Annotated in this window: 22 protein-coding genes; 16 read left to right on the forward strand and 6 right to left on the reverse strand. The window is 38.8% G+C overall.

All coding sequences use genetic code 11. From position 1 onward, the window contains the following. Positions 1 to 85: 85 nt before the first annotated feature. From LCM02_RS07130 to LCM02_RS07140, 3 genes are read left to right on the forward strand one after another with little or no spacing between them, the layout of a single operon-like run. Complete coding sequence (locus LCM02_RS07130) at positions 86 to 1,699, forward strand: alanine/glycine:cation symporter family protein (RefSeq protein ID WP_224927630.1); 1,614 nt, start codon at positions 86 to 88, stop codon at positions 1,697 to 1,699. Positions 1,700 to 1,709: 10 nt separating this feature from the next. After that, positions 1,710 to 2,564, forward strand: a complete 855-nt coding sequence (locus LCM02_RS07135; protein WP_224927631.1) for a helix-hairpin-helix domain-containing protein — start codon at positions 1,710 to 1,712, stop codon at positions 2,562 to 2,564. 10 nt (positions 2,565 to 2,574) lie between these two features. Continuing rightward, positions 2,575 to 3,714: an acyl-CoA dehydrogenase family protein gene (locus LCM02_RS07140; protein WP_224927632.1), complete on the forward strand. Its 1,140-nt coding sequence runs from the start codon at positions 2,575 to 2,577 to the stop codon at positions 3,712 to 3,714. Positions 3,715 to 3,753: 39 nt separating this feature from the next. Here LCM02_RS07140 and LCM02_RS07145 read toward each other — a convergent pair whose 3' ends face one another. The 4 genes from LCM02_RS07145 to LCM02_RS07160 all read right to left on the reverse strand — a co-directional run bounded on the left by LCM02_RS07145 (position 3,754) and on the right by LCM02_RS07160 (position 7,393). Then, positions 3,754 to 5,187 (reverse strand): CCA tRNA nucleotidyltransferase, encoded by a 1,434-nt coding sequence (locus LCM02_RS07145; RefSeq protein ID WP_224927633.1) that lies wholly within the window; start codon positions 5,185 to 5,187, stop codon positions 3,754 to 3,756. Between the two features lies 1 nt (position 5,188). After that, positions 5,189 to 5,749 (reverse strand): L-threonylcarbamoyladenylate synthase, encoded by a 561-nt coding sequence (locus LCM02_RS07150; protein WP_224927634.1) that lies wholly within the window; start codon positions 5,747 to 5,749, stop codon positions 5,189 to 5,191. A 14-nt stretch (positions 5,750 to 5,763) separates the two neighbouring features. After that, the gene (locus LCM02_RS07155) at positions 5,764 to 6,516 is read right to left on the reverse strand and encodes a glycosyltransferase family 2 protein (RefSeq protein ID WP_224927635.1); all 753 of its coding nucleotides are present in this window, start codon (positions 6,514 to 6,516) and stop codon (positions 5,764 to 5,766) included. 61 nt (positions 6,517 to 6,577) lie between these two features. Next, positions 6,578 to 7,393 carry a 2,3,4,5-tetrahydropyridine-2,6-dicarboxylate N-succinyltransferase gene (locus LCM02_RS07160; protein WP_224927636.1) on the reverse strand — a complete coding sequence of 272 codons (816 nt, stop codon included), beginning with the start codon at positions 7,391 to 7,393 and terminating at the stop codon, positions 6,578 to 6,580. Positions 7,394 to 7,500: 107 nt separating this feature from the next. On the opposite strand from LCM02_RS07160, the gene ruvX reads away from it, so the two are divergent. The 8 genes from ruvX to LCM02_RS07200 all read left to right on the forward strand — a co-directional run bounded on the left by ruvX (position 7,501) and on the right by LCM02_RS07200 (position 14,142). Continuing rightward, a complete protein-coding gene (gene ruvX / locus LCM02_RS07165) occupies positions 7,501 to 7,911 on the forward strand; it encodes a Holliday junction resolvase RuvX (protein WP_224927637.1) in 411 nt (136 codons plus the stop codon). A 9-nt stretch (positions 7,912 to 7,920) separates the two neighbouring features. After that, positions 7,921 to 8,505 (forward strand): peptide deformylase, encoded by a 585-nt coding sequence (gene def / locus LCM02_RS07170; RefSeq protein ID WP_224927638.1) that lies wholly within the window; start codon positions 7,921 to 7,923, stop codon positions 8,503 to 8,505. 10 nt (positions 8,506 to 8,515) lie between these two features. Next, the gene (locus LCM02_RS07175) at positions 8,516 to 8,944 is read left to right on the forward strand and encodes a DUF5606 family protein (protein ID WP_224927639.1); all 429 of its coding nucleotides are present in this window, start codon (positions 8,516 to 8,518) and stop codon (positions 8,942 to 8,944) included. 9 nt (positions 8,945 to 8,953) lie between these two features. Beyond that, positions 8,954 to 9,733 carry a nucleoside triphosphate pyrophosphohydrolase gene (gene mazG, locus LCM02_RS07180; protein WP_224927640.1) on the forward strand — a complete coding sequence of 260 codons (780 nt, stop codon included), beginning with the start codon at positions 8,954 to 8,956 and terminating at the stop codon, positions 9,731 to 9,733. Positions 9,734 to 9,865: 132 nt separating this feature from the next. Further along, entirely contained in the window at positions 9,866 to 10,618 is a 753-nt protein-coding gene (locus LCM02_RS07185; RefSeq protein ID WP_224927641.1) for an alpha/beta hydrolase family protein, read from the forward strand. Positions 10,619 to 10,649: 31 nt separating this feature from the next. Next, entirely contained in the window at positions 10,650 to 11,768 is a 1,119-nt protein-coding gene (locus LCM02_RS07190) for a Nif3-like dinuclear metal center hexameric protein (protein ID WP_224927642.1), read from the forward strand. A 2-nt stretch (positions 11,769 to 11,770) separates the two neighbouring features. After that, entirely contained in the window at positions 11,771 to 12,544 is a 774-nt protein-coding gene (locus tag LCM02_RS07195; protein ID WP_224927643.1) for a zinc ribbon domain-containing protein, read from the forward strand. Between the two features lie 86 nt (positions 12,545 to 12,630). After that, positions 12,631 to 14,142 carry an FG-GAP-like repeat-containing protein gene (locus LCM02_RS07200; RefSeq protein WP_224927644.1) on the forward strand — a complete coding sequence of 504 codons (1,512 nt, stop codon included), beginning with the start codon at positions 12,631 to 12,633 and terminating at the stop codon, positions 14,140 to 14,142. On the opposite strand, the gene LCM02_RS07205 is transcribed toward LCM02_RS07200, so the two are convergent. Then, positions 14,116 to 14,940, reverse strand: coding sequence for a UbiA prenyltransferase family protein (locus LCM02_RS07205; RefSeq protein ID WP_224927645.1), 825 nt, complete (start codon positions 14,938 to 14,940; stop codon positions 14,116 to 14,118). The genes LCM02_RS07200 and LCM02_RS07205 overlap by 27 nt on opposite strands. A 116-nt stretch (positions 14,941 to 15,056) precedes the next feature. Between LCM02_RS07205 and gcvP the strand changes: the two genes are divergently transcribed. The 5 genes from gcvP (at position 15,057) to LCM02_RS07230 (ending at position 23,809) form a co-directional block, all read left to right on the forward strand. Further along, positions 15,057 to 17,903, forward strand: coding sequence for an aminomethyl-transferring glycine dehydrogenase (gene gcvP, locus LCM02_RS07210; protein ID WP_224927646.1), 2,847 nt, complete (start codon positions 15,057 to 15,059; stop codon positions 17,901 to 17,903). Between the two features lie 155 nt (positions 17,904 to 18,058). Then, positions 18,059 to 19,057 (forward strand): pyruvate dehydrogenase (acetyl-transferring) E1 component subunit alpha, encoded by a 999-nt coding sequence (gene pdhA, locus LCM02_RS07215; protein WP_224927647.1) that lies wholly within the window; start codon positions 18,059 to 18,061, stop codon positions 19,055 to 19,057. A 46-nt stretch (positions 19,058 to 19,103) separates the two neighbouring features. After that, the gene (locus LCM02_RS07220) at positions 19,104 to 20,741 is read left to right on the forward strand and encodes a pyruvate dehydrogenase complex dihydrolipoamide acetyltransferase (RefSeq protein WP_224927648.1); all 1,638 of its coding nucleotides are present in this window, start codon (positions 19,104 to 19,106) and stop codon (positions 20,739 to 20,741) included. Between the two features lie 120 nt (positions 20,742 to 20,861). Next, positions 20,862 to 22,181 carry a Na+/H+ antiporter NhaA gene (gene nhaA / locus LCM02_RS07225; protein ID WP_224927649.1) on the forward strand — a complete coding sequence of 440 codons (1,320 nt, stop codon included), beginning with the start codon at positions 20,862 to 20,864 and terminating at the stop codon, positions 22,179 to 22,181. 38 nt (positions 22,182 to 22,219) lie between these two features. Beyond that, positions 22,220 to 23,809, forward strand: coding sequence for a cation:proton antiporter family protein (locus LCM02_RS07230; RefSeq protein WP_224927650.1), 1,590 nt, complete (start codon positions 22,220 to 22,222; stop codon positions 23,807 to 23,809). On the opposite strand, the gene LCM02_RS07235 is transcribed toward LCM02_RS07230, so the two are convergent. Beyond that, a complete protein-coding gene (locus LCM02_RS07235; RefSeq protein ID WP_224927651.1) occupies positions 23,810 to 25,729 on the reverse strand; it encodes a LysM peptidoglycan-binding domain-containing protein in 1,920 nt (639 codons plus the stop codon). Positions 25,730 to 25,736: the final 7 nt, after the last annotated feature.

Below are 25,736 nucleotides of genomic sequence, written 5' to 3' on the forward strand. Positions count from 1 at the left end.
CTTCCCAACATTTTAACCGTTTTTTTTTGCCACAAGATATAATTTTTTGGATATTGCGAACCCAACCAAAATATCCTAAACAATTATGTTGAAGAAACTTGCATTATTTACAATGATTTTTAGTCCACTTCTGGGAATTGCTCAAGAAAAAGGGCTTGACGAAGAGATCAATGAAGAATTCATGCCCATTGCCACATGGTGGGAAAATACGGTACTGACCTCTATCCCTATCGCCGGCTATAACATTCCTATCGTGTTGATTCTATTGGTTTTTGGTGCCACATTGTTCACAGTTTATTTTGGATTTCCCGCTATCTCAAAATTTAAACTGGCCATAAATACGGTGAGGGGTAAATACGATGAAATCGATCATCATAGCGTTGAGAAATCCGAACTTAATATCATTGATGGTGATTTGGTGGATACCATAAAAGACGAGAGCCAGGAAGGTGAAGTAAGTCACTTTCAGGCCCTGGCTACTGCAGTTTCTGGAACAGTCGGTCTGGGGAATATAGCAGGGGTGGCCGTTGCCATTGCTGTAGGGGGCCCTGGAGCCACGTTCTGGATGATTGTTTGTGGTTTGATCGGTATGTCTACAAAAATGGTAGAATGTACACTGGGTGTAAAGTATCGTGATGTGGGAGAAGACGGTACGGTTTATGGGGGGCCAATGTATTATCTTAAGAGAGGTTTGGAAAGTCAGAATAAAGCCATGCTAGGAAAAATTTTGGCTGGAATATTTGCAATTTTATGTGTGGGTGCCTCTTTTGGGGGAGGAAACGCATTTCAATCAAATCAGGCAGCGGTTCAAATAGTGAGTATGCTGAAATTAGGTGGTGGAGCATCAGGATTTATCATAGGTGTTATTATGGCCATTTTAGTCGGAATTGTCATCATTGGAGGTATTAAGAGAATCGCTAAGATTACGGAAAAAATTGTGCCGTTTATGGCCATTATTTATGTGATTGCAGCCTTGATCATTATATTTTCAAACTTTCAACATATCGGGTCAGCTTTTGAACTCATATTTAAGGGAGCTTTCACTCCAATGGCAGGACTGGGAGGCGTTCTTGGGGTTATTATTGTTGGATTCCAAAGAGCTGCGTTTTCTAATGAAGCAGGGGCCGGTTCTGCAGCTATTGCGCATTCAGCGGTTAAGACTAAATATCCTGCGAGTGAAGGTGTTGTGGCCCTGCTCGAGCCTTTTATCGATACAGTAGTAATATGTACCATGACTGCCTTGGTAATTATATTTTTCAATATGGATGTGGGTGCATTTGACTATGGAAATTCACAGAATAGCGCTGTACTGATTAATGCCACAGGTGAATATGTTGGAGGTGTTGACCTAACATCAATGGCTTTTGACTCTGTTTTACCAGGATTTAGTTATATACTCACCATTGCAATCATTCTGTTTGCTTTTTCTACAATGATTTCCTGGTCTTACTACGGACTTCAATCATGGAAATATCTTTTTGGAAGGGGAAAAACAGCAGATATCCTTTACAAATTATTGTTTCTTGTATTTGTTGTCATAGGTGCCTCTGCAACCTTGGATGCGGTGATTAAATTCTCCGATGCGATGATACTGGCTTTGGTATTTCCAAATATGATTGGTCTGGTATTGTTGTTTCCAAAAGTTAAAGAGGAAATTAATCGTTACGTAAGAGATATCAAAACGATCAAAGCAAAATAGGCCCTATTGAATGAACTTTTTCGAATCCCATTTCTGGTATACCAAAGGTCAAAGAAATGGGATTTTATTTTTGCTCCTGACACTTATCATAGTGCTTGTTTCCATTGATATGCTCAATAACAGGAAGGAATTTGTCTATAATGAGATTGAATTTGACCTGATTCAGCAAAAAATAGATTCACTGAAAAGATTGCAGGCGGAAAAACCAGAATACGTCGAACGAAAATTTAATCCAAACTACCTTACAGACTACAAGGCGTACCGATTAGGTCTTAGCGTCGAAGAAATTGATCGCCTGTTTCTCTTTCGGGACAGTGGAAAGTTTATTAATTCCAAAGCGGAATTTCAACGTGTAACCCAGGTTAGCGATAGTCTTTTGAATCAGATCGCGCCATTATTCTCCTTTCCCAAATGGGCCGGTGAGAAAACACCTGCAAAGCCATTGCCCACAAAGTCGAACTCCAAAATAATCGGATTAAATACAGTCACAGTGAAGGGTTTGATGGAAATAGAAGGAATGCAGTACAGATTGGCGCAACGTATTCTTTCCTACAGAAAATTTCTGGGGGGCTATTCAATCGATAATCAGTTGTATGAAGTATATGATTTAAAAATGGAACTTGTGCCTAAAATTCTTAAGAGCTATCCCCTACTTTCTCCACCAGTCATTCAAAAAACGAATGTAAATAAAGCAAGCTTTAAAGAAATCTTGTCTAACCCCTACATTGACTATGGTTTAACAAAAAAGATAATGCGCTACAGACAAGAGCAATTGATCATAAAAAACCTTGAAGAACTAAAAAAATTAGACTCTTTTCCCTTAGAGAATTTTGACAGAATAGCCTTATATTTGTGTGCTGAATAAATTGCGTATTATGAATTTTGAAATGTCAGAGACGAGGAGGGCTATTGCCCATTCGATACGGGAATTTTCCAAAAAACACATTAAGCCTTTTATGATGGATTGGGACGAGAATCAGACCTTTCCTGAGGATCTTTTTCATCAGCTGGGCGAAATGGGATATATGGGTGTATTGGTACCTGAAGAATATGGTGGAAGCGGAATGGATTACCATGAATATATTACCGTTATTGAAGAGATCTCTAAAGTGGATTCTTCGATTGGTCTTTCGCTTGCAGCGCACAATTCCTTATGCACTAATCATATTTTGGAATTTGGAAATGAGGAGCAAAAACAAAAGTGGCTGCCAAAACTTGCCCACGGGGAATGGATCGGCGCCTGGGGGCTCACGGAACACAATACAGGGAGCGATGCCGGCGGTATGAGTACCACTGCTGTCAAGGATGGTGACTATTATATAATCAATGGGGCCAAGAACTTTATTACCCATGGCATTAGCGGAAACATAGCAGTAGTTATTGTCAGAACAGGAGAAAAAGGAGATTCCCGAGGGATGACGGCATTTGCCATTGAAAAAGGAACCCCGGGTTTTTCTTCCGGTAAGAAAGAGGACAAGATGGGAATGAGGGCGTCCGAAACAGCCGAACTCATTTTTGACAATTGCCGGGTTCATAAGGACAATATTCTGGGAGAGGTTGGAGAAGGATTTATTCAGTCCATGAAGGTACTGGATGGAGGAAGAATTTCTATTGGTGCCCTTTCTCTTGGAATTTCAAAAGGGTCCTATGAAGCTGCACTGAAATATGCTCAGGAAAGGGAACAGTTTGGAAAATCCATAAGTAAGTTTCAGGCTATTGGATTTAAACTTGCTGATATGGCTACTGAAATTGAAGCTTCGGAATTGTTACTGCACAAAGCAGCACACGACAAGGCTAAAGGCGAAAAGATTACTCAGATTGGAGCCATGGCCAAAATGTACAGTTCAGAGGTTTGTGTTAAAATTGCTAATGAAGCGCTTCAAATTCACGGAGGATATGGGTATACCAAAGATTTTCCTGTCGAAAAATTTTACAGAGATGCCAAATTGTGTACCATTGGAGAAGGGACTACCGAAATCCAAAAACTCGTTATTTCAAGAAACCTGCTGAAATAGTTTAAGAACTGACATCGTTTTTGGCTTGGAGATTTGCCTCTAGCCTATTTGACGCTGAAGACCTATATCTTCAGCTTTTTTGAGCATATATGCAAACGCTTCTTCGTAGTCGTTTGAAATCTCACCTTCTAAAATGGCTTCCTTGATCGCATCCTTTATGATGCCAATTTCACGGCAAGGTTTCAGATTAAAAGTTTCCATGATAAGTTCGCCTGAAATGGGAGGTTGAAAATTTCGTACATGATCACGCTCCTCCACTTCTTTTATTTTTTGACGTACCAACTTAAAATTGTTCAGGTACTTTTTTTCCTTTTTTGGGTTCTTTGTGGTGATATCGGCTTCACAATGTGTCATCAGATCCTCCAGATCATCTCCCGCATCAAAAATCAATCTTCTTACAGCTGAATCAGTTACATTCTCAGCGAGAATAACCGGCCTTGAACTCATCATTACAATTTTCTGAACGTATTTCATTTTTTCGTTCAGAGGCATTTTCAAGCGCTGAAAGATCTTTTTAACCATTTTGGAACCGATGTATTCATGTCCGTGAAAGGTCCATCCAATTTTTTGATCAAATTTCTTTGTAGGAGCCTTACCAATGTCATGCAACAAAGCAGCCCATCGCAACCATAACTTATCTGTCTTTTCAGAAATATTGTCAACCACCTGAAGGGTATGGTAAAAATTATCCTTATGCTTTTGCCCTTTAATACGTTCGACACCGTGTAAATCAGCAAGTTCCGGAAGAATGAATTGTAACAAACCTGTTTCAAACAAAAGCTTTAAGCCAATGGATGGCTTATCACTAAGCATGATCTTATGAAGTTCATCCACAACCCTTTCTTCGCTTATAATCCTGATCCTTTTTGCATTTTTCTTTAATGATTTCAAAGACTTTTCCTCAATCTCAAATCCCAACTGGCTGGAAAAACGTATGGCTCTCATCATTCTTAAGGGATCATCGCTGAAGGTAATATCGGGATCGAGAGGTGTTCGAATAATTTTGTTTTCAAGGTCAGCAATGCCGTCAAAGGGGTCCAAAAGTTTTCCAAAATCACTTTTATTCAAGCTCAAAGCCAACGCATTGATGGTAAAATCCCTGCGATTTTGATCGTCCTTTAAACTGCCCGTAGAAACCAATGGGTTTCGACTATGTTCTACATATGACTCTTTTCGCGCCCCGACAAACTCTATTTCCAGACCCTGATATTTTAACATTGCCGTTCCATAGGTCTTAAAAACCTGGACCTTGGTTTTTGAAGGAAGTAATTCGGCAACTTTGTGGGCCAGTTCAATTCCGCTCCCTACGGCTACAACATCAATATCCTTGGATTTGGTTCGTTCCAGTAAAAAATCTCGCACATAACCCCCAATTACATAGGTGTCCAGGGAAAGGTCCTCAGCCGCCTTGGCGATATATTCAAAAGCCGGTAATGAAAGGGCTTTTTTGAAATTATTGTTAAAATCTAGCATGTTATTTTCTAAGGAACTCGATCTCACCACGATCATTCAATCTGATAATTTGAGACGCTGTTTTTCTTGTTTCAATTGCGGGCAAATTTACTATATAATCCGCTTTCTTCAAAAGTATCGGATCAATTTCATCAAAAGAAGCTGGTGCAGGATTCCCGCTAATATTTGCCGAAGTTGAAACTATAGGTTTATCAAATTCTCTTATCAAGGCCTGGCAGAAATCATTTTTCACAATTCGTATTGCAACGGTATTATCAGAAGCTACCACATTATGAGCCAACCCTTTAGGCTTCTCATATATGACCGTAGTAGGCCGGGTGGCTGTATTTAAAAATATCTCAATTTGATCCGGAACTTTATCAACGTATTTTTTAAGTCTTTCCATTCCATCCACCAAAATGATCAAACTCTTGCTGTCCGGTCTGTTTTTTAACTTATAAACCTTATCAACAGCATCTGGATTTGTAGCATCACAGCCGATGCCATAGATCGTATCTGTAGGATAGATAATGGTCCCGTTATCCTTCAAAACATGTAATGCTTCTTTAATCATTTCCTTCATACTGATATCAACAATTAGGTTTTTAATTCCTTATACTTCAGATAACGCTGCAAAACTCCTTTTGCATGAACTCTTGCCAGAACCAGGCCTTTTTTGCCATCCAGAAAACCAAATCTCACAAAGTACAATACCACAAACCTAAAAGCAGGCTTCACTAATCTATGCATAAAAGTAACCCTTGACTTATTTTGATGTAACTCTTTAGCCTGTAACAGGGCGTAAAACTCGAGTTTTTTCTCATACTGTTCTTGGTCTGTGTATGAAAAATGGTCCATCCGGTTTTTAAGGAATCCAATTTTTCCTTCACACTTGATTTCTTCATGAACCAGTTTCCCGTCATACCTGCATTTATCCTTTCTGAACAAACGGATAACCTTATCGCTTTGCCATCCACCAAAAGATACTTTTTTTTCTTTAAAAAAGAAGGTTCTGTAAATATTGAAAGCGTCTATTCCTTTCGGGTCCCTTACAATTTCAACCACCTCAGAAGCCAATTCAGGTGTTATCCTTTCGTCAGCATCTAAAATGAAAATCCAGTCAAACGAAGCTTGTTCTATGGCGAAGTTCTTTTGGCTTGAAAAATCATCAAACCTGCGCTGAATAACTTTGACATTTTCTCTTTTACAGATAGAAAGTGTTCGGTCTGAACTGAAGGAATCAACAACAAGGATCTCATGTGCAAAAGATAAGGATCTAATAGCTCCTTGAATATTACTTTCCTCATTGAGCGTAGGTATGATGGCAGTAATCTTTTGCTGTATCGACATGACAGATTAATTGATTGATCATCCTTGAAAATGACTCTATCCCCTTTTGTAAAAAGGTATATTAAACAGCTACACTGTACTCCCTCAAGGCATCATTCAGGGAGGTCTTTTTATTCGTGGATTCCTTTCTTTTACCAATGATCAGAGCACATGGAACCTGATAATCTCCTGCCTTGAACTTTTTCGTATAGCTTCCTGGAATCACTACGGATCTTGCCGGAACTCTTCCCTTCATTTCAACAGGTTCATCTCCTGTAACATCAATAATCTTAGTACTCATGGTTAGTACCACGTTGGCTCCTAGAACTGCTTCTTTTTCCACTCTTACACCCTCTACAACAATACATCTCGACCCCACAAAAACACCATCTTCAATAATGACCGGTGCGGCTTGTAAAGGCTCAAGCACTCCTCCTATCCCTACTCCTCCACTGAGGTGTACGTTCTTGCCAATCTGAGCACAACTACCAACTGTTGCCCAGGTATCTACCATGGTCCCTTCGTCTACATAAGCTCCAATGTTGACATAACTTGGCATAAGAATTGTTCCTGAAGAAATAAATGAGCCGTGTCGGGCAACTGCATGAGGGACTACCCGAATTCCTTTTTCTTTATAGCCCTTTTTCAAAGGAATTTTATCATGATATTCAAAAATACCAGCCTCCAGGGTTTCCATCTTTTGTATTGGGAAATAGAGCACCACAGCCTTTTTTACCCATTCATTCACCTGCCACCCATTCTCAAGTGGCTCAGCAACTCTTAAGGTCCCCTGATCCAGCAAATCAATCACCTTCCTGATGCTATCCTGAACTTCGGTTTTAGATAAATCGTCCCTGTTTTCCCAGGCTTTTTCTATTATTTCTCGTAATTCTTTCATAAGGCTTTTAAGTAAGTGGCAAATATAAAAAAGCATGAAATAAAAAATCCATTTTTTTTATATTCTTTTAATTCAAAAAAGAGGTAAATTTGCAAAAATTATAAAATATGTCAAGAATTCTGGCGCTGGACTACGGTGAGAAAAGAATTGGAATTGCTGTAACTGATGAGTTAAAAATCATTGCATCAGGGTTGACAACTGTTAAAACTATTGATATATTTAATTTTTTGGATCAGTATCTTGCGAATGAAAAAGTGGAATTGATTTTGGTCGGAGAGCCCAAACAAATGAACAATACGCCCTCTGAAAGTGAAAAGTTAATTGCACCCTTTATCGAAAAATTGAGAGGCAAATACCTAAAGATACCTGTCAAAAGAGTTGATGAACGATTCACATCTAAAATGGCCTTCCAGACCATGATTGACGGTGGATTGAAAAAGAAACAGAGAAAAAACAAGGCTTTGATCGATGAGATCAGCGCTACAATAATACTACAGTCTTATCTGTACAATAACTAAGTTAGAAATATGGTATTACCTATAGTTGCTTACGGAGATCCAGTCCTTAGAAAAGTTGGAAAAGAAATCACTCAGGATTATCCTAATCTCGAAGAGTTAATCGTGAATATGCAGGAGACCATGAAAAATGCACAGGGCGTAGGTCTTGCGGCACCGCAAATTGGTAGAGATATCCGGCTGTTTTTGATCGATGCCTCTCCTTTTGCAGAAAGCGATGAGTTGGAAGAAGAAGAAAAAGAATTTCTTAAAACTTTTAAAAAAACCTTTATCAATGCTCAAATCATAGAGGAAGAAGGTGAAGAATGGGCATTTAGCGAAGGATGTTTAAGTATTCCCAACATCAATGAAGATGTTTACAGAAATGAAACCATCATTATTGAGTATCAGGATGAAAATTTTGATAAAAAGAAGGAAACACTTTCAGGATTAGCAGCTCGTATTTTTCAACACGAATACGATCATATCGAAGGGGTTTTATTTACCGACAAGTTATCGTCTTTAAAGAAAAGGCTTCTAAAAAAGAAATTAGAAAATATTTCAAAGGGAAAAGTTGAGGTTGACTATAGAATGAGGTTCCCTAATCTTAAAAAATAAAAATTAGTATATGACATTAGAAAAAGTAATCGCAATTTCAGGAAAACCAGGACTGTTCGAGATCATTTCTCAATCAAAATCAGGAGTAATCGTTGAATCATTAGCCGATAAAAAAAGATTTCCTGTTAATTCTTTACACAATATCAGCACCTTAAATGATATAGCAATTTATACCTACGAAGAAGAGATTCCCTTAAAACAGGTGTTTTGTTCTATCTTCGACAAGGAGGAAGGCAAGGAAACGATCAATCCTAAGTCTTCTAAAGATGATCTACTAAATTATTTTAGCCAGGTTTTACCCGATTTTGATCAGGAAAGAGTTTACGCCTCCAATATTAAAAAAGTACTGGCATGGTACAATTCTCTCGTAGCTGCTGATTTCGATTTTACGGGACTCAAAGCAGAATTGGAAGAAGATAATAAAGAAGAAGAATCTTAAGCTCTATCTATGACTCAAAGAGAAATGCAACTTAAAGCCTTTGGTGACCTGCTGGACATCATGGATGAATTAAGGGAAAAATGCCCATGGGACCGAAAACAGACTATGGAATCTTTGCGTCATCTTACCATTGAAGAAACTTATGAGCTTGCCGATGCGATTCTGGATAACGACTACAATGAAATTTCCAAGGAATTAGGTGACCTTCTGCTTCATATTGTTTTCTATGCCAAAATTGGTTCGGAATCAAAAGGGTTTGACATTTTAGACGTGATTCAGGGTATCAATAAAAAACTTATTGACAGACACCCTCACGTTTTTGGAGATGTGGTGGCTCAGACCGATGAAGAAGTTGCCAAGAACTGGGAACAACTCAAACTCAAAGAAGGTAAAAAATCGATATTGGAAGGGGTACCCAATTCATTACCTGCCCTTGTAAAAGCAAGTAGGATTCAAGACAAGGCGGCAAGTGCAGGATTTGACTGGGACAGGTCAGAACAGGTTTTTGAAAAGGTTCAGGAAGAAATTGAGGAACTTCACACGGAAGTTAAAAAAAGTGATTCCTCCAAGGTTGAATCAGAATTTGGAGATGTTCTGTTCTCATTGATCAACTATGCGCGATTCATTGATGTTGACCCTGAAAGTGCCCTCGAAAGAACCAATAAAAAATTTATTAAGCGCTTTCAGTACTTAGAAAAAGAAGTCGCCAAGGAAGGAAAAGATCTCCGAAAATTAAGCCTGAAAGAAATGGATGTTTACTGGGACAAATCAAAGGCTTATTTCAAATAAATATTTCAGTATAACGCTTGAAGAAATTTATTTATTATTTCCGTTTAGCCCGCTTCTTGTCCTTCTGATTTTGTTTTGGAATTCAATAATAAATATCACTAACTTTATTGACTTCAAATCAAATAATTCAAAATGCCGATTCGCCTTTATTTTTTATTGATGCTTTTTTATTCTTCTCAATTTATTGCGCAGAACAATGAAAATTCTCAATGGGAAACCGTCACTTTTAAATCAGATGATGGATTGACCATTACAGCCGATTTATATCTGAAACACGATAACAAAGCCCCTTTTATTATTTTATATCATCAGGCGGGATACAGCCGGGGAGAATACAGATCCATTGCACCTAAACTCAATGCCATGGGTTTTAACTGCATGGCTGTTGATCAACGATCTGGGGATCAGGTAAACGGAGTAGTCAACCAAACCCATAAAGAAGCTGTTTCAAAAGGTTTGGAAACTCAATATCTGGATGCTTTACCCGATATTGAAGCAGCTTATCTTTATGTCAATTTTGGTATCAAACCGGAAAAAATAATTCTTTGGGGAAGCTCCTATTCTGCTGCCTTAATGTTCTATATGGGTAGTGTTCATCACACTAATTTAGATGGTATACTTAGTTTTGCCCCGGGAGCTTATTTTAGGATTAATAATAAGGACCTTAAAACCTACGCAGCTAGAATTACCTGTCCCGTTTTTGTTACTTCTGCCAGGAGCGAACACAAAAACTGGAAAGCAATGTATGACAACGTTCAATCTGAAAAAACATATTTCCTGCCTCAGTCAGAGGGAAAGCATGGTTCAAAAGCACTATGGTCAGATAATCCCAGCCATCAGGAATACTGGATCGCTGTTACAGAATTTTTAAATTCATTGATCTAGTGGTGAATCTATAATTGAAACAAATCGAATTATGACAAAAATCAAACAAATCACAGCCTTAATAGAGGAACTTTCTCCGTTGCAATACGCAGAAGATTTTGACAACGTGGGGCTGCTTGTAGGTAATTCTGAGCAGGAAGTGACAGGGATACTTGTCACATTAGACTGCCTTGAATCTACGGTGGAAGAAGCCATCGTAAATAAATGCAACCTTATCGTTGCCTTCCACCCTATCATATTCAAAGGTCTTAAAAAACTGAATGGTAAAAATTACGTAGAACGTACTGTTATCAAAGCCATCAAGAATGATATTTCTATTTATGCCATGCATACGGCTCTTGATAATTCTTTCGAGGGAGTATCTGCAAAAATGGCAGAAGTCTTAAAACTGGAGAGTAAAAAAATTCTTTTACCAAAAAAGGGGTTTCTCAGAAAGCTAACTACTTATGTACCTGAAAATGCAGCTGATCAAGTGAGAGATGCTCTTTTTAGATCAGGAGCTGGACATATAGGCAATTACAGTCATTGTAGTTTTAATATGCGGGGAACGGGCACCTATATGGGAAATGAAAATTCCAATCCGGTTATAGGACATAAGGAAGCTGTGGAATCGGTTTCAGAGAATTTTATCAGTGTGATCTTTGAAAAGGATAAAGAATCTCAGATCATTCAAAGTTTGATTTCTTCTCACCCTTATGAAGAAGTGGCTTATGATATCGTTGGCCTTGAAAATGAACACAATAGAATTGGTATGGGAATTGTTGGTGAACTTTCAAAAGAAATGAAGTTGAATGACTTTTTAATGCTTTTAAAGAAAGAATTCAATACACCCGTTGTAAGGCATTCGAAAGACACCGGTAGAGCGATCCGAAAAGTGGCTGTCTTGGGTGGTTCAGGCAGTTTTGCTATTGAGTCCGCTATACATTCAAATGCAGATATATATGTTACCGCTGACCTAAAATATCACGATTTTTACAGAGCCGAAGGAAAAGTAGTTCTTGCCGATATTGGACACTATGAAAGTGAACAGTTTACAAAAAATATTTTAGTAGAGTATCTTACAAAAAAAATCACTAATTTTGCACCTGCCTTGCCGGAAGGGAGGATTATTTTATCAAAAATCAATACAAATCCGATCAACTATTTTTAGAGATGACAAAAAAGAAAGAGGTTACCGTTGAAGAAAAATTAAGAGCTCTGTATGACTTGCAGCTCATAGATTCTAGAATTGACGAGATCAAAAATACCAGAGGAGAATTGCCTTTGGAGGTGAAAGACCTTGAAGATGAAATAGCAGGCTTACAAACCAGATTAAATAATTTCAGTACTGATATTGAAAATCTGGAGACCAGTATTGCGAATAAAAAGAACAATATTGAGGAAGCAAATACATTATCTAAAAAGTACCAGGAGCAGCAAAAAAATGTAAGAAATAACAGAGAATTTGATTCGCTTTCAAAAGAAATCGAATATCAGGATCTTGAAATTCAACTTGCAGAAAAGCACATTCGTGAGTTTGAGGCTAAAATTGCGGCTAAAAATGAGATCATCGATGCTGCAAAAGAAAAAATGCAGGAAAAGGAAGCGCATTTAAAGCATAAACAGGAAGAATTAAACTCAATATTGGAGGAAACTGCCAAAGAAGAAGAGTTGCTGCACCAGAAGTCTGAGGAATATGCAAAATTAATTGATGAAAGGCTTCTTAAAGCATATCACAAGATTCGTTCCAATGTAAGAAACGGTCTTGCAGTAGTAACTATTGAAAGAGGAGCTTCTGGAGGTTCTTTCTTTACGATACCTCCTCAGCGTCAGGTTGAAATTGCAACCCGAAAAAAGATTATCACGGATGAGCACAGTGGAAGGATTTTGATTGACTCCCAGCTTGCCGAGGAAGAAAAAGAAAAAATGTCCAAGTATTTCTCTTAAAATTAGAAATGAGATAATTATTTAGAATAAAAGATTCATTCAGAATAATGAACATATTCAAATCCAATATAAAAAATACAGTCCTGATGACTGTATTTTTTTTGTTTGTGATAAGTTGTAAACAAACAAAAAAAGTTGATCGAGGTACCGAATTATACGAAATGCATTGCGCCAGATGTCATATTGCACCAGACATCGATGACCTTCCAAAAGAATATTGGACAAATTACATTTTGCCTGAAATGGCGGCTCGAATGGGAATTAAAAGTGAGGGATTCAAACCCTATGAAGGAATGGTATTTGAAGAAATGGAAATCGTTCATAATTCGGGAATCTATCCTTACATGCCCATCTTAAATGAAAGAGACTGGGGCCTGTTAAAGACCTATATCCTTGATCTGGCTCCTGACAGCCTGCGAATAGTATCACACGAAGGGGATCTAAAAAAACAAATACAGTTCGAGGCCAATACCTTTGCCATAGACGAAGTTCCCGGTTCTTTTTTCACCTTTCTTAAATATCAGAAGGAAGGCAATAAATTCTGGACCGGTGATATTTCAGGAAACGTACTTGAACACTCTTTTTCTGATGGAAAGACCACTAAACTGCATACAGTAGAAAATGCTGTGGTTGACTATATTGAAAAAGATACCGTAGCTTATATCACCGATATAGGAATTCTGGATCCATCGGAGTTATCAACGGGAAGAATCGTTGCAGCATACAAGAATGAAACAATAAAGTTGCCGGATACTCTTCACAGACCCGTAAACAATCTTGTTATCGATCTGAATAATGATGGAATTGATGAGATGGTTGTCAGTGAGTTTGGCCATCTTACAGGAGAACTCTCAATGCTTGTAAGGAACAATAATGGAACTTATGAGAAAAGAACGCTGCTTTCTCAACCCGGAACGATTAGAACATTAGCCAGAGATATGGATGCGGATGGTGATCTTGACCTCATAGCCATTACCTCTCAGGGCGATGAAAGCATTACCATTTTGTATCAGCAGGATAATCTAGTTTTTAAAACAGATAAAGCCATCCGATTCAGCCCCATTTATGGAAGCAGCTGGTTTGAAATGATGGATTATGACGGTGATGGCGATATAGATATTGTCACTGTTAACGGCGACAATGCAGATAAAACCTACATCCAGAAACCTTATCATGGATTACGAATTCACCTTAATGATGGCAATAATAAATTCAGTGAAGCTTTCTTTTATCCTTTGAACGGTGCCACTCGATTTGTTAGTGATGATTTTGATCAGGATGGGGATTTTGATTTTGCAATCATCTCAACATTTCCAGATTACGAGAACAAACCGGAGTATTCACTGGTTTATCTCGAGAACAAAGATTCCGGTTCCTACCAATTTCAGACCTATTCCTTTGAGGAGGCTAATTTGAGCCGATGGTTCTTACTGGACAAGGGTGATATAGACCTTGATGGGGACATGGATATTATTTTAAGTGGCTTTACCTATGTTTTCACTCCTGTTCCAAGATCCCTTACAGTTTCCTGGGGTGAGAACAATGCCGATATCATGGTACTGGAAAATAGACTATTCCATAAAAAAAGCGAAGAGTAAATACCAAAGAATCGGTAAAGATTCGATCCAGAAAGCCGTGTAGTATCTCTGCCTTCTGACATTTGTAAAGGCTACAAAAATAATGGATATCAACATAACCAGGGTGTCTATACCAAAATTGAAACTTCTAAGGTCATTCATTCGGGAACTCAAATAAATAGATCCAAATAATGCAATAATGGCAACCATTTTTGACCGTTCGGGCCCAATAAATTGCGGTAAGGTCATAAGTTCTGGTTTGTCGAAATCAGCATCTCGAATATCAAAGGGAATTGTAATGGCCAGAACAAACAAAAACCGCTGTACGAAAACCAGCCATATTATATCGTTGAATTGACCCGTTAATGAAATTAAGGGTAACAATACGGTGAGTGCCGCCCAAATACCAGAAATTATAAGGAGTTTGAGCATGGGAATCCCTCTGAGTCCAATGAGGCCGGATCGAAACGGAAGAACATAAAAAATTGTTGCAAGAACTAGTGGAAACAGAAACCAGATCTCTTCTTTCTCCAGTTTCATAAGATAAAAAATACTTGCACCAAGTGCTATAAAGTTTAATGTGATAAGACTTCTTTTATTTCCCCTGATCCATATGGAAATACTTGAATTGAGCCTGTTTAACTGAAAATATCGTATCAGGTTGTACGAAAGGATAGTTCCAAAGAACGATAAATAAGCGATTTCATCGTGGCTTGTTCCGAACTGCATCAGGGTTAATTTCACAAGCGAATAGACAGCCAGGGCAACATGAATATTTCCAAAAACATAAAAGGAAAAACCTTTTTTTACTAAGTTCATTCTTCGGTTTCTAAGCTTTAAATGTAAATAATTATTTGGCTATTTTATAACAATCAAAAAACAAATCATTTCGTTAAAATTAAGTACTTTTGTCATCCTTAATACACGGAAAAATTATGCGTACAGATTCTTTTGTTTTACGTCATCTAGGCCCAAGCCGAAATGAAGTAACTGAAATGCTTGACTCGATTGGAGTAAGCTCCCTTGATGAACTGATTTACAATACAATACCTGACGATATACGATTGAAAAAAGTATTGAATTTGCCAGAAGCAATGAGTGAAAATGAATTTGCCTCTCATATTCAAAAACTCGGGAATTTGAACAAACAGTTCAAGTCTTATATTGGTCTGGGCTATCACCCCACAACGCTTCCTGCGGTTATCCAGAGGAATATTTTTGAAAATCCTAGCTGGTATACTTCATATACCCCTTACCAGGCGGAAATATCACAAGGTAGATTGGAAGCACTTCTCAACTTCCAAACTGTTGTTACTGACCTGACCGGTTTGCCACTTGCAAATTCGTCTTTGCTGGATGAAGGAACTGCCGCGGCGGAAGCCATGATCATGTTATATAACGGAAGAAGCAGGGGTCAGAAAAAAAATGGCGCTAATAAATTTTTTGTTTCTGATGAAATCCTTCCTCAGACAAAGGATATTTTAATGACCAGAGCTGAACCTTTGGGAATCGAATTGGTTTATGGAGATCACAGAGACATAGAGTTAAGTGAAGAATTTTACGCATGTATCCTTCAATATCCTTCCAGAGACGGAATGATCTTCGATTATACAGAGTTCATTGAAAAAGCCCATCAACTTGAGATTAGGTCAATTGTGGCAGCAGATATACTAAGTCTTGCCATTTTAAAATCACCGGGTGAAATGGGTGCCGATGTTGCCGTTGGAACTACGCAGCGTTTTGGTATTCCATTAGGTTTTGGAGGACCTCATGCGGCGTATTTTGCTACAACTGAAGATTTTAAACGACTTGTTCCAGGCAGAATTATTGGCGTTACGGTTGATGCGGATGGAAACAGGGCATTAAGAATGGCGCTTCAAACCAGGGAACAGCATATCAAAAGAGAAAGAGCAACCTCTAATATTTGTACTGCCCAGGTTTTGCTTGCTGTGATGGCCGGGATGTATGCCGTGTATCACGGAGGAGAAGGAATCAAATATATTGCAAGGCAAATTCACTCTTTGGCAAATATCCTCGATCAGGCATTGTTGAAACTTGGTCTGGAACAGGAAAATAAGGCATTCTTTGATACCTTGAAAATCAAAGTTTCCAATGCTGATAAGCTCAAAGACCTTGCCGAGGAACAGGAGGTGAATTTCAATTATATTGATGAGACTACGATAAGTGTTTCCATTAATGAAACAACTACAGATGCGGATATAGAGCAGATCATAGACATTTTGGCCCAGGCGGAAAATCTTTATTCATTTAAAATAAAAGACTGTCCTGTTAGCCTGTCTATTCCTGACTCACTTAAAAGAAAATCAAGTTTTTTAACTCATGAAGTCTTTCATAAATATCACTCTGAGACTGAAATGATGCGTTATATCAAGAGATTGGAACGAAAAGATATTTCTCTCGCCGATTCAATGATCTCACTTGGTTCATGTACCATGAAACTCAACGCTGCAACAGAAATGCTTCCTTTGAGCATGAGCAATTGGAATTCAATACACCCCTTTGTACCTGTAAACCAGGCTAAGGGATATCATTTGATGCTGAAAGAACTCGAAGCTCAGCTAAACGAAATCACGGGCTTTGCCGCTACATCTTTGCAACCCAATTCCGGGGCTCAGGGAGAATATGCCGGACTTATGGTCATAAGAGCATTCCATAAATCCAACAAGGAAGAGCATAGAAATATATGTCTTATACCTGCTTCGGCGCATGGTACGAATCCTGCATCAGCCGTTATGGCAGGAATGAAAGTGGTCGTTACCAAAACTTCTGAATCCGGAAACATAGATATCGAAGATTTAAGAGAAAAGGCGATATTGCACAAAGATAGCCTGGCTGCATTGATGGTAACGTATCCTTCTACTCATGGAGTTTTTGAATCTGAAATAAGAGAGATCACAAGGATCATTCATGAAAACGGAGGGCAGGTCTATATGGACGGGGCCAATATGAACGCACAGGTTGGCCTGACCAATCCTGCTAAGATCGGAGCTGACGTATGTCATCTCAACCTTCATAAAACTTTTGCAATCCCTCATGGAGGGGGTGGCCCAGGCGTAGGGCCTATTTGTGTTGCAGAACATCTTGCCGAGTTTTTACCTTCTAATCCAATTGTAAAGACAGGGGGAACAAAAGCTATAAGTGCAATCTCTGCAGCACCTTTCGGTTCGGCCATGGTCGACCTAATTTCATATAGCTACATTAAAATGCTTGGTGCCAGTGGCTTAACTGAATCTACTGTAACTGCTATTTTAAATGCCAATTATTTAAAATCTCGTTTGGAAAAGCACTATAAAATTTTATATGCAGGAGAAAAAGGATTTGCTGCCCATGAAATGATCGTGGATTTCAGAGAATTTAAGGCCAAAGGTATTGAAGTAACCGACATAGCAAAAAGGCTCATGGATTTTGGATTCCATGCCCCTACAGTATCTTTTCCTGTGGCAGGAACATTAATGATAGAGCCAACGGAAAGTGAAAATAAACAGGAAATAGATCGATTTGCAGATGCTTTGATCCAGATCAAGCAGGAAATAGATCAATATCAGGATGGAGACAGTGTTCTAAAGAATGCTCCACACACCCAGTCCATGCTAACCGCAGATGAATGGCCTTACACGTACAGCAGAAAGGATGCCGCATTCGCCCTGGACTTTGTGAGTCAGAACAAATACTGGCCAACTGTTAGAAGGGTAAATGAGGCTTATGGTGACAGACATCTGGTATGTTCATGTAATCCCATTGAAGACTATATTGAGCAATAATATTTGAACTGATTGTAAATAAAAACGAGAATAAAGCAAAATTTGAAGAATCACATGACGAAAGTGCATTATTTCGTCAATTTTGTTCTTTTTTTTAGAAATTATTTATCTAAAAAAATTGTATTTTTGCCATTCCGAAAAAATTTTTAAAACAAATGAAGAAAATAACAAAGGAAACCTACATTAACTGGTATAAGGATATGTTGTTTTGGAGAAAGTTTGAAGACAAACTTGCCGCGGTTTATATCCAACAGAAAGTGAGAGGTTTTCTTCACTTGTATAATGGACAGGAAGCGGTTTTAGCTGGGGCTTTACACGCGATGAACCTGGGAGAAGATAAGATGATCACTGCCTACAGGAACCATGTACAGCCCATTGGTATGGGGGTTGACGCCAAACGTGTAATGGCTGAATTATACGGTAGAGTTACCGGTACCTCATATGGAATGGGGGGATCAATGCATATCTTTTCCAAAGAGAAAGGTTTTTATGGTGGCCATGGAATTGTTGGTGGTCAGATTCCTTTGGGAGCCGGAATTGCTTTTGCAGATAAATATTTCGGACGTAAAGGAGTAACTATTACTTATTTTGGCGATGGTGCCGCCAGACAAGGATCTCTGCATGAAACTTTCAACATGGCTATGGCCTGGGAACTACCTGTTGTATTTATTGTTGAGAATAATGGATATGCAATGGGAACATCAGTTGCCCGAACAGCAAATCACGAGGATATATGGAAACTTGGTCTGGCCTACGAAATGCCTAGTGAACCCGTTGACGGAATGAACCCTGTTGCTGTTGCGGAAGCCATGGATAAAGCTTTGTCTCATGCCAGAAGTGGTAAAGGACCGTATTTCCTTGAAATGAAGACTTACCGTTACCGAGGCCATTCAATGAGTGATGCTCAAAAATACAGAACCAAAGAAGAAGTTGCTGAATATAAAAAGATCGACCCGATAACCCAGGTTCTCGATGTCATCAAAAAGAAGAAGTATTTGACGGAGAAAGAGATTCAGTCAATTAATGATGAGGTGAAAAATATGGTTAATGAATGTGAAAAATTCGCTGACGAATCTCCATATCCTGAAAAACAACAGTTATACGATGTGGTTTATGAGCAGGAGGATTATCCTTTTATCAAGCACAGGCTTTAGTTTAAGCATAATTGAAAAGAGTTAATTACCAATAAAGAAAAAATATATGGCTGAAATTATAACCATGCCTCGATTAAGCGATACCATGACTGAAGGAGTTGTGGCCAAATGGCTAAAGCAAGTAGGTGATAAAATCGAAGAGGGAGATATTCTTGCAGAAATTGAAACTGACAAGGCCACAATGGAATTTGAATCCTTTCATGAAGGAACCTTACTGCATATTGGGGTAAATGAAGGTGAAACAGCGGATGTAGATGCACTATTGGCTATCATTGGTGAAGACGGAGAAGATTATAAGCCTCTTTTGGCTCAATCTTCAAACGGAAGCGATCAAAAAGCAGATACTGCAGAATCAGTGGAAGCTGCAAAAGAAACCCATGCTGCTTCTGAAGAGTTACAGGAAGAGATTGCTGCCCCTGCCGGAGTGGAAGTTATCACCATGCCTCGTTTGAGTGATACCATGACAGAAGGTACAGTTGCCAGCTGGTTAAAAAAGGTTGGTGATAAAGTTGATGAAGGAGATATACTGGCCGAGATTGAAACCGACAAGGCAACCATGGAATTTGAATCTTTTCATTCAGGTACATTACTTTACATTGGTGTTGAAGAAGGTGGGTCTGCAAGTGTGGATGCTGTTTTGGCTATTATCGGAGAAGCAGGAACGGATGTTTCAGTTTTTGCGGAAAGTCTTAAAAATGCTCAGACTGCTCCAAAACAAGCAGAATCTAAAAAGGCTCCTGAGACTGCCAAAAAAGCAGAATCTCCTGCTCCGGTCAAGGAATCGAGCTCTTCTGCTCCTGCCCCTGCTGTCCAGGTGACAAATACTTCGGGAGGCAGAGTAGTAGCTTCTCCATTGGCTAAAAAACTTGCTGCAGAAAGAAATATTAACCTGTCACATATCCAAGGGACAGGAGAAGGTGGGAGAATTATAAAAAGGGATATAGAAAATTACACACCAGGAGCTTCCGGAGCATCAGCGATGCCATTCGTACCTGCAGGTCAGGAAAGTTTTGAAGAGGTTCCAAATTCACAAATGCGTAAAGTCATCGCAAGAAGATTGGGCGAATCCAAATTCAGTGCTCCGCACTATTATTTGAATGTGGAATTTGATATGGATAATGCGATTGCATTCAGAACCCAGTACAACTCAATCCCGGATACAAAAATATCTTTTAACGATATGGTTGTAAAAGCAACTGCTTTGGCTTTAAAACAGCATCCACAAGTAAATTCTCAGTGGTTTGATGACAGAATCAAAAAGAATCATCATGTGCATGTTGGTGTAGCCGTAGCTGTTGAAGACGGGCTTTTGGTACCTGTTCTGAAATTTGCAGACGAACAAAGCCTTACTCAAATAGGGTCCCAGGTGAAGGATTTTGCGGGAAGGGCACGAAAGAAAAAGCTTACTCCAGAAGAAATGGAAGGAAGTACCTTTACCATATCGAATTTGGGAATGTTTGGAATTACCGATTTTACCAGTATCATCAATCAACCTAATTCCGCAATACTTTCGGTAGGAGCCATCGTTCAAAAACCGGTTGTAAAAAATGGTCAAATCGTGGTAGGAAACACAATGAAACTGACGCTTGCCTGTGATCACAGAACAGTTGACGGCGCAACGGGGGCCATGTTCCTTCAGACTCTTAAAGAATATATAGAGAATCCTGTGACGATGCTTGTTTAAGAATTCGTAACAGAAATAAAAAAAACCGTGCTTTGAGCACGGTTTTTTTTTTGAATTCCATGGAACTAATATTTGTATATTTGAACTTAAGGCTTATCGATATTTTACAAAAACCAAACCATGAAAAACAAACCCTTAAGTTCCTTTAGAATATCTCGATTCATCAATGAAGAGGCCTATGGCGGTATTTTATTGATCATTGCAACCATCATCGCCTTGATATGGGCAAATTCATCATTTTTTGAAAGCTACCATTATGTATGGCATGATTATAAGGTGGGTTTTGTATGGGGAGAAATTGATATGGTGGCGTCACTGCATCACTGGATTAATGACGGATTGATGGCCCTGTTCTTCTTCGTTGTTGGACTGGAGATCAAAAGAGAAATCATGGGTGGGGAGCTTTCCTCGATGAAAAAGGCATCCCTTCCAATAGCTGCAGCTGTAGGCGGTATGGTAATTCCAGCCCTTCTCTATGTAGTTGTTACCATCAATTTTCCTGAGTATATCAACGGATGGGGGATTCCTATGGCAACAGACATTGCTTTTGCTTTAGGGTTGCTGGCCATGCTTGGCAGCAAAGTCCCGCTAAATTTAAAGATCTTCCTTACCGCACTGGCGATAGCAGATGACCTGGGAGCCGTAATGGTAATAGCACTATTCTACACCGAATCGATAGATATGAATGAACTTATGTATGCCGGATTTTGTCTGGCGGTGCTCGTGGCTGCAAACTTTGCAGGTGTCAGAAAAACAGTCTTTTATGCCCTGATCGGATTTGCAGGCGTTTGGATCGCCTTTATATATTCAGGGGTGCATGCTACGATCGCTGGAGTCCTGATCGCACTGACCATCCCCGCCAGAACAAAGATCAGTGAAAACGATTATATAGATAAACTTGGCCGGTATCTCGAAAAGTTCAAAAAAGAAAACCCGGACACGAATTCTACATTGCTCACCAAGGGTCAGGTTCATGTAATTTCAGAAATTGAGGATCTGAGTAAAAAAGCTCATACTCCTTTACAAAAACTGGAACATGCCCTTCATCCTGTGACTGCTTATTTTATTCTTCCTGTCTTTGCCTTGAGTAATGCCGGGGTCCATATTGACGGCAGCATTGATGATATGTTGATACATCCTATTTCACTGGGTATTATTGCCGGTCTGGTTCTTGGAAAATTCCTGGGAATCGCCTTATTTTCAAAATTAATGGTAAGGATGAAAATTGCAGCATTACCGGAAGGCGTAAACTGGAATCAGATCTATGGCGTGGCATTTCTTGCTGGAATAGGTTTTACGATGTCTATGTTTATTTCTGACCTGGCCTTTAAAGATGATTCTTTTAAACAGATAGCCAAGGTAGGAATCATGGGTGCGTCACTACTATCTGCCCTCATTGGTATGCTGTGGCTGGGACTGACTAGCAGTGAAAATAAATGATATAGTTAATCGAAATATGTAAAATTTAAGCTATTTCTATGGACCCTTTATGGATCATTTTTGCCTTTGCATTTGGTTTCGCGATCAAACAGATCGATCTGCCACCTCTGGTTGGTTTTCTTATTGCAGGATTCGTTCTAAACATCTTTGGGGTTGAACATAGTGATACTCTGGAAATGATAGCAGATTTCGGGGTAATGTTACTTCTTTTTACAATTGGTCTTAAATTAAAAATCAGGAACCTTTTAAACAAACAGATCTTAATCACCTCATCCTTTCACATGATGATTACCATCTTGATTTTTGGGATGATCATTCTGCTGTTGAGTTATTTTGGTTTCTCCAAATTTAGCGGGCTCAGTGGGCAGTCCTCTATACTTATTGCCTTTGCCTTAAGCTTTTCAAGTACTGTCTTTGCCGTGAAAATTCTGGAAGAAACAGGAAGTATGAAAACTTCGCACGGTAAACTGGCAATCGGGATTTTGGTGATTCAAGATATTTTCGCGGTTCTTTTTCTAACAATAAGCTCGGGAAAAAGCCCATCACTTTGGACCTTTAGTCTACTATTACTATTATTTGTCCCAAGACTTCTTAACAAAACAAAGCTTTCCTTTATACTGAATAGAACCGGACATGGAGAGTTATTGATTTTGTTAGGTGTACTTTTGCCAATTACAGGAGGAGCTTTGTTCGAATTGGTCGGTTTAAAAGCTGATCTGGGTGCTCTGGTTTTTGGTGTTCTTTTAGCTGATAATAAGCGAGCGGATGAATTATCAAAGACAATGATGGGTTTCAAAGATCTGTTTTTAGTTGGGTTTTTTCTATCGATTGGTCTTATGGGTAGTCCGGGAATTGAAGCAATTGGTATTGCCCTCCTGCTGTCTCTGTTGATTCCTATAAAAACTGTTTTGTTTTTTACCATTTTTACAAGGTTAAGGGTACGGGCCAGAACTTCGGTACTGGGTTCATTCAGTTTATCAAATTACAGTGAATTCGGTTTGATTGTCGGGGCTGCAGGTGTATCGGGTGGATGGATCACGTCTGAGTGGCTGGTCATATTCGCTGTAGCTCTTTCGTTCTCAATGTTATTTTCGTCTATTCTCAATACAAGGTCACAACTCATTTATGCTAAATTTCAAACGTATTTTTTAAAGTTTGAAACTGAAACCCGATTAAAAGGCGATGAACCCATTGTGTTTGCAGATGAAGAAGTAATTGTCTTCGGAATGGGCAGAACTGGCTCTGAAGTATACAGGGTGATGACCGAAAAATACAGGAAAAAAGTTCTTGGTATAGATATTAGCTCCGAGGTGATAAATAAACGTAAAAAACTGGGTAATAATGTCATTCAGGGTGATGCGACAGATCTGAATTTCTGGCAACGTATCAACATGTCAGAAAAGCTACCCCTGGTTATCCTTGCAACACCTAGTCACTCAACTCATATGCGGGTTATCGAACAACTGGATGAGATTCATTGCAGCATCAGAATTGCAGCTATTTCAAGATTTGATGATGAAATGAAGGAATTAACAGATGCCGGTGTTGAAGTTGTTTTCAATCTTTATGAAGAAGCCGGATTCGGATTTGCCAACCATACGTTTAACCAGATCTATGATTCCCGGTAACTATGGATCCAAAGGAGTAATCTCCTCGGAAATAACCTTCTGTTCCAGTCCGTCGTATTTAATGATATAAATTCCGTTATTGATGATACTTCCCGAAGTATTCTCTATATAATCATATCTGGTAGCAATCCTCTCGGACCTGCCCTGATTGACGAAATCCGGATCACTGGCCAACCTCATCAAAAGATCATAAGTGACATCAAAACCCTCAACAGCATAAGAACTTGGAAGGGTATAGTATTTTCTTCTGTAAACAGCTTCAAAATTTCTATATGCCGCACTATTGTTAGGATCTATAAAAGAATTACTTGGATAATGGAAATTTACTCTAGCTAAAAAATTATTATCAATTTTATTAAAGTTTCTGTCCTTTTCAAAACCAAAAACCATCAGGCTGTCTGCCTCAGGAAATACCCCCAGATTATTAAAAACATCACCCAGATAGGCAGGATCATTATCGGTTACAAAAAACCAGTTTACGATATCGCGATCAAGTGTATCCCTAAAAACCTTGAAATCATCGGGCTTGATATAGCCATCTTCAGGAGAGAGGGTTAACACTTCCTTTTCAGGGTTCAGAGCTTTCAACTCATCAATTATCCTGTTATATTGTATCTCAGACCTTTCACTGCTGTTTCGAATTACAATAAGATCTTGATTCTCATATTTTCGCTTGACGTAATCCAGCATTTTAGTGATATGATTCTCTATCGATGCTTTATCCTGTACTAGTTTTGAATTCTGAATGTCTGAATGATCCCTTGTCGATATAGGAGAAACAATGAGCGGTTTACCATATTTCAAATTATCTGACACCTCCCTCACATTCGTCAAGAACAATGGCCCAACCAGGGCATCAAACTCCTGAAGCTCAACCTGGTTACTTATTTGTTTTGATATCTGCCGGTTATTTTCCGTATCAAATACCTTCATATGAACTGAAAGTCCTTGTTTTTTTAATGAATCTATAGCTATCAATGCTCCAAAATAGAAGTCAGTTGTAATATTTAAAAGTCTGTCGTTCTCAAAATTCAAACTATCCCTTTTACTCTTAAACGGAAGCATCATCGCAACTTTCAACTCCCTGTCTTCAGGTATAACATCAATAAACATTGGCTTGGATCCAGCAAGAAGATCAGGAATCCTGATGAGCATTCCGGCCTTGATTCCCTGACGAATTTCAGGATTTAATTCCACAAGGTCTTCTTCAGATATTTCAAATTTCTTGGTTAGGCTGTAAAGCGTTTCCAGTTTTTGCACCTCGTAAACCAGATATCCATCATCTCCACTTTCCTGAACCTCTGCAGGTACCAGAATAACATCGTCAATCTGGAGCCCGTCTTTTTCTATTCTAGGATTAAGTTCTTCGAGGTATCCAATGGTAATCCCAAACTTTTTCGCAATACTGAACTTGGTTTCCTTAGGCTTTACCAGATAAGGCTGTAAATTCTCTTCTTTGGACAATAACTCTGTATCATCAACCTGCAAGGGAATCTTTATGACCTGCCCGATTTTCAATCCGCTTTCAGACAAAAAAGGATTGAATTCTTTCAACTCATCAGTACTGACATTGTAATTTTTGCTTAGACTAAACAGCGTTTCTTTAGGAATAACCTCGTGATATACAAATTTATCCACGATGATATCCCGGTCACTGATCCCGGTCAAATCGGCATTACTGATATCCAGCAAAGGGTCATATTGTTTATTGGGAATGATCAGAATATCATTTTCAGCAACATCCCCCTGAATATCCGGATTCAATTTAAGAAGGTCATAAGGAGTAATTGCCAGGGTCTTGGCAATACTTTGTATACTTTCACCCTCTTTGACCTTGTAGGTAATAAATTTCTTGTCCTGAGCAAACAATGAAAACCAACCAAAGAAAATTAGTACAACGACAAGTTTTATTCTTTTCATACAATTT

Source organism: Lutimonas saemankumensis (genome assembly GCF_020171465.1).
Taxonomy (GTDB): Bacteria; Bacteroidota; Bacteroidia; order Flavobacteriales; family Flavobacteriaceae; genus Lutimonas; species Lutimonas saemankumensis.

Excerpts from the sequence above, each read along its gene's own strand:
- LCM02_RS07130 (WP_224927630.1), top strand. The coding sequence starts at position 86 with ATGTTGAAGAAACTTGCATTATTTACAATGATTTTTAGTCCACTTCTG.
- LCM02_RS07135 (WP_224927631.1), top strand. The coding sequence starts at position 1,710 with ATGAACTTTTTCGAATCCCATTTCTGGTATACCAAAGGTCAAAGAAAT.
- LCM02_RS07140 (WP_224927632.1), top strand. The coding sequence starts at position 2,575 with ATGAATTTTGAAATGTCAGAGACGAGGAGGGCTATTGCCCATTCGATA.
- LCM02_RS07145 (WP_224927633.1), bottom strand. The coding sequence starts at position 5,187 with ATGCTAGATTTTAACAATAATTTCAAAAAAGCCCTTTCATTACCGGCT.
- LCM02_RS07150 (WP_224927634.1), bottom strand. The coding sequence starts at position 5,749 with ATGAAGGAAATGATTAAAGAAGCATTACATGTTTTGAAGGATAACGGG.
- LCM02_RS07155 (WP_224927635.1), bottom strand. The coding sequence starts at position 6,516 with ATGTCGATACAGCAAAAGATTACTGCCATCATACCTACGCTCAATGAG.
- LCM02_RS07160 (WP_224927636.1), bottom strand. The coding sequence starts at position 7,393 with ATGAAAGAATTACGAGAAATAATAGAAAAAGCCTGGGAAAACAGGGAC.
- ruvX (WP_224927637.1), top strand. The coding sequence starts at position 7,501 with ATGTCAAGAATTCTGGCGCTGGACTACGGTGAGAAAAGAATTGGAATT.
- def (WP_224927638.1), top strand. The coding sequence starts at position 7,921 with ATGGTATTACCTATAGTTGCTTACGGAGATCCAGTCCTTAGAAAAGTT.
- LCM02_RS07175 (WP_224927639.1), top strand. The coding sequence starts at position 8,516 with ATGACATTAGAAAAAGTAATCGCAATTTCAGGAAAACCAGGACTGTTC.
- mazG (WP_224927640.1), top strand. The coding sequence starts at position 8,954 with ATGACTCAAAGAGAAATGCAACTTAAAGCCTTTGGTGACCTGCTGGAC.
- LCM02_RS07185 (WP_224927641.1), top strand. The coding sequence starts at position 9,866 with ATGCCGATTCGCCTTTATTTTTTATTGATGCTTTTTTATTCTTCTCAA.
- LCM02_RS07190 (WP_224927642.1), top strand. The coding sequence starts at position 10,650 with ATGACAAAAATCAAACAAATCACAGCCTTAATAGAGGAACTTTCTCCG.
- LCM02_RS07195 (WP_224927643.1), top strand. The coding sequence starts at position 11,771 with ATGACAAAAAAGAAAGAGGTTACCGTTGAAGAAAAATTAAGAGCTCTG.
- LCM02_RS07200 (WP_224927644.1), top strand. The coding sequence starts at position 12,631 with ATGACTGTATTTTTTTTGTTTGTGATAAGTTGTAAACAAACAAAAAAA.
- LCM02_RS07205 (WP_224927645.1), bottom strand. The coding sequence starts at position 14,940 with ATGAACTTAGTAAAAAAAGGTTTTTCCTTTTATGTTTTTGGAAATATT.
- gcvP (WP_224927646.1), top strand. The coding sequence starts at position 15,057 with ATGCGTACAGATTCTTTTGTTTTACGTCATCTAGGCCCAAGCCGAAAT.
- pdhA (WP_224927647.1), top strand. The coding sequence starts at position 18,059 with ATGAAGAAAATAACAAAGGAAACCTACATTAACTGGTATAAGGATATG.
- LCM02_RS07220 (WP_224927648.1), top strand. The coding sequence starts at position 19,104 with ATGGCTGAAATTATAACCATGCCTCGATTAAGCGATACCATGACTGAA.
- nhaA (WP_224927649.1), top strand. The coding sequence starts at position 20,862 with ATGAAAAACAAACCCTTAAGTTCCTTTAGAATATCTCGATTCATCAAT.
- LCM02_RS07230 (WP_224927650.1), top strand. The coding sequence starts at position 22,220 with ATGGACCCTTTATGGATCATTTTTGCCTTTGCATTTGGTTTCGCGATC.
- LCM02_RS07235 (WP_224927651.1), bottom strand. The coding sequence starts at position 25,729 with ATGAAAAGAATAAAACTTGTCGTTGTACTAATTTTCTTTGGTTGGTTT.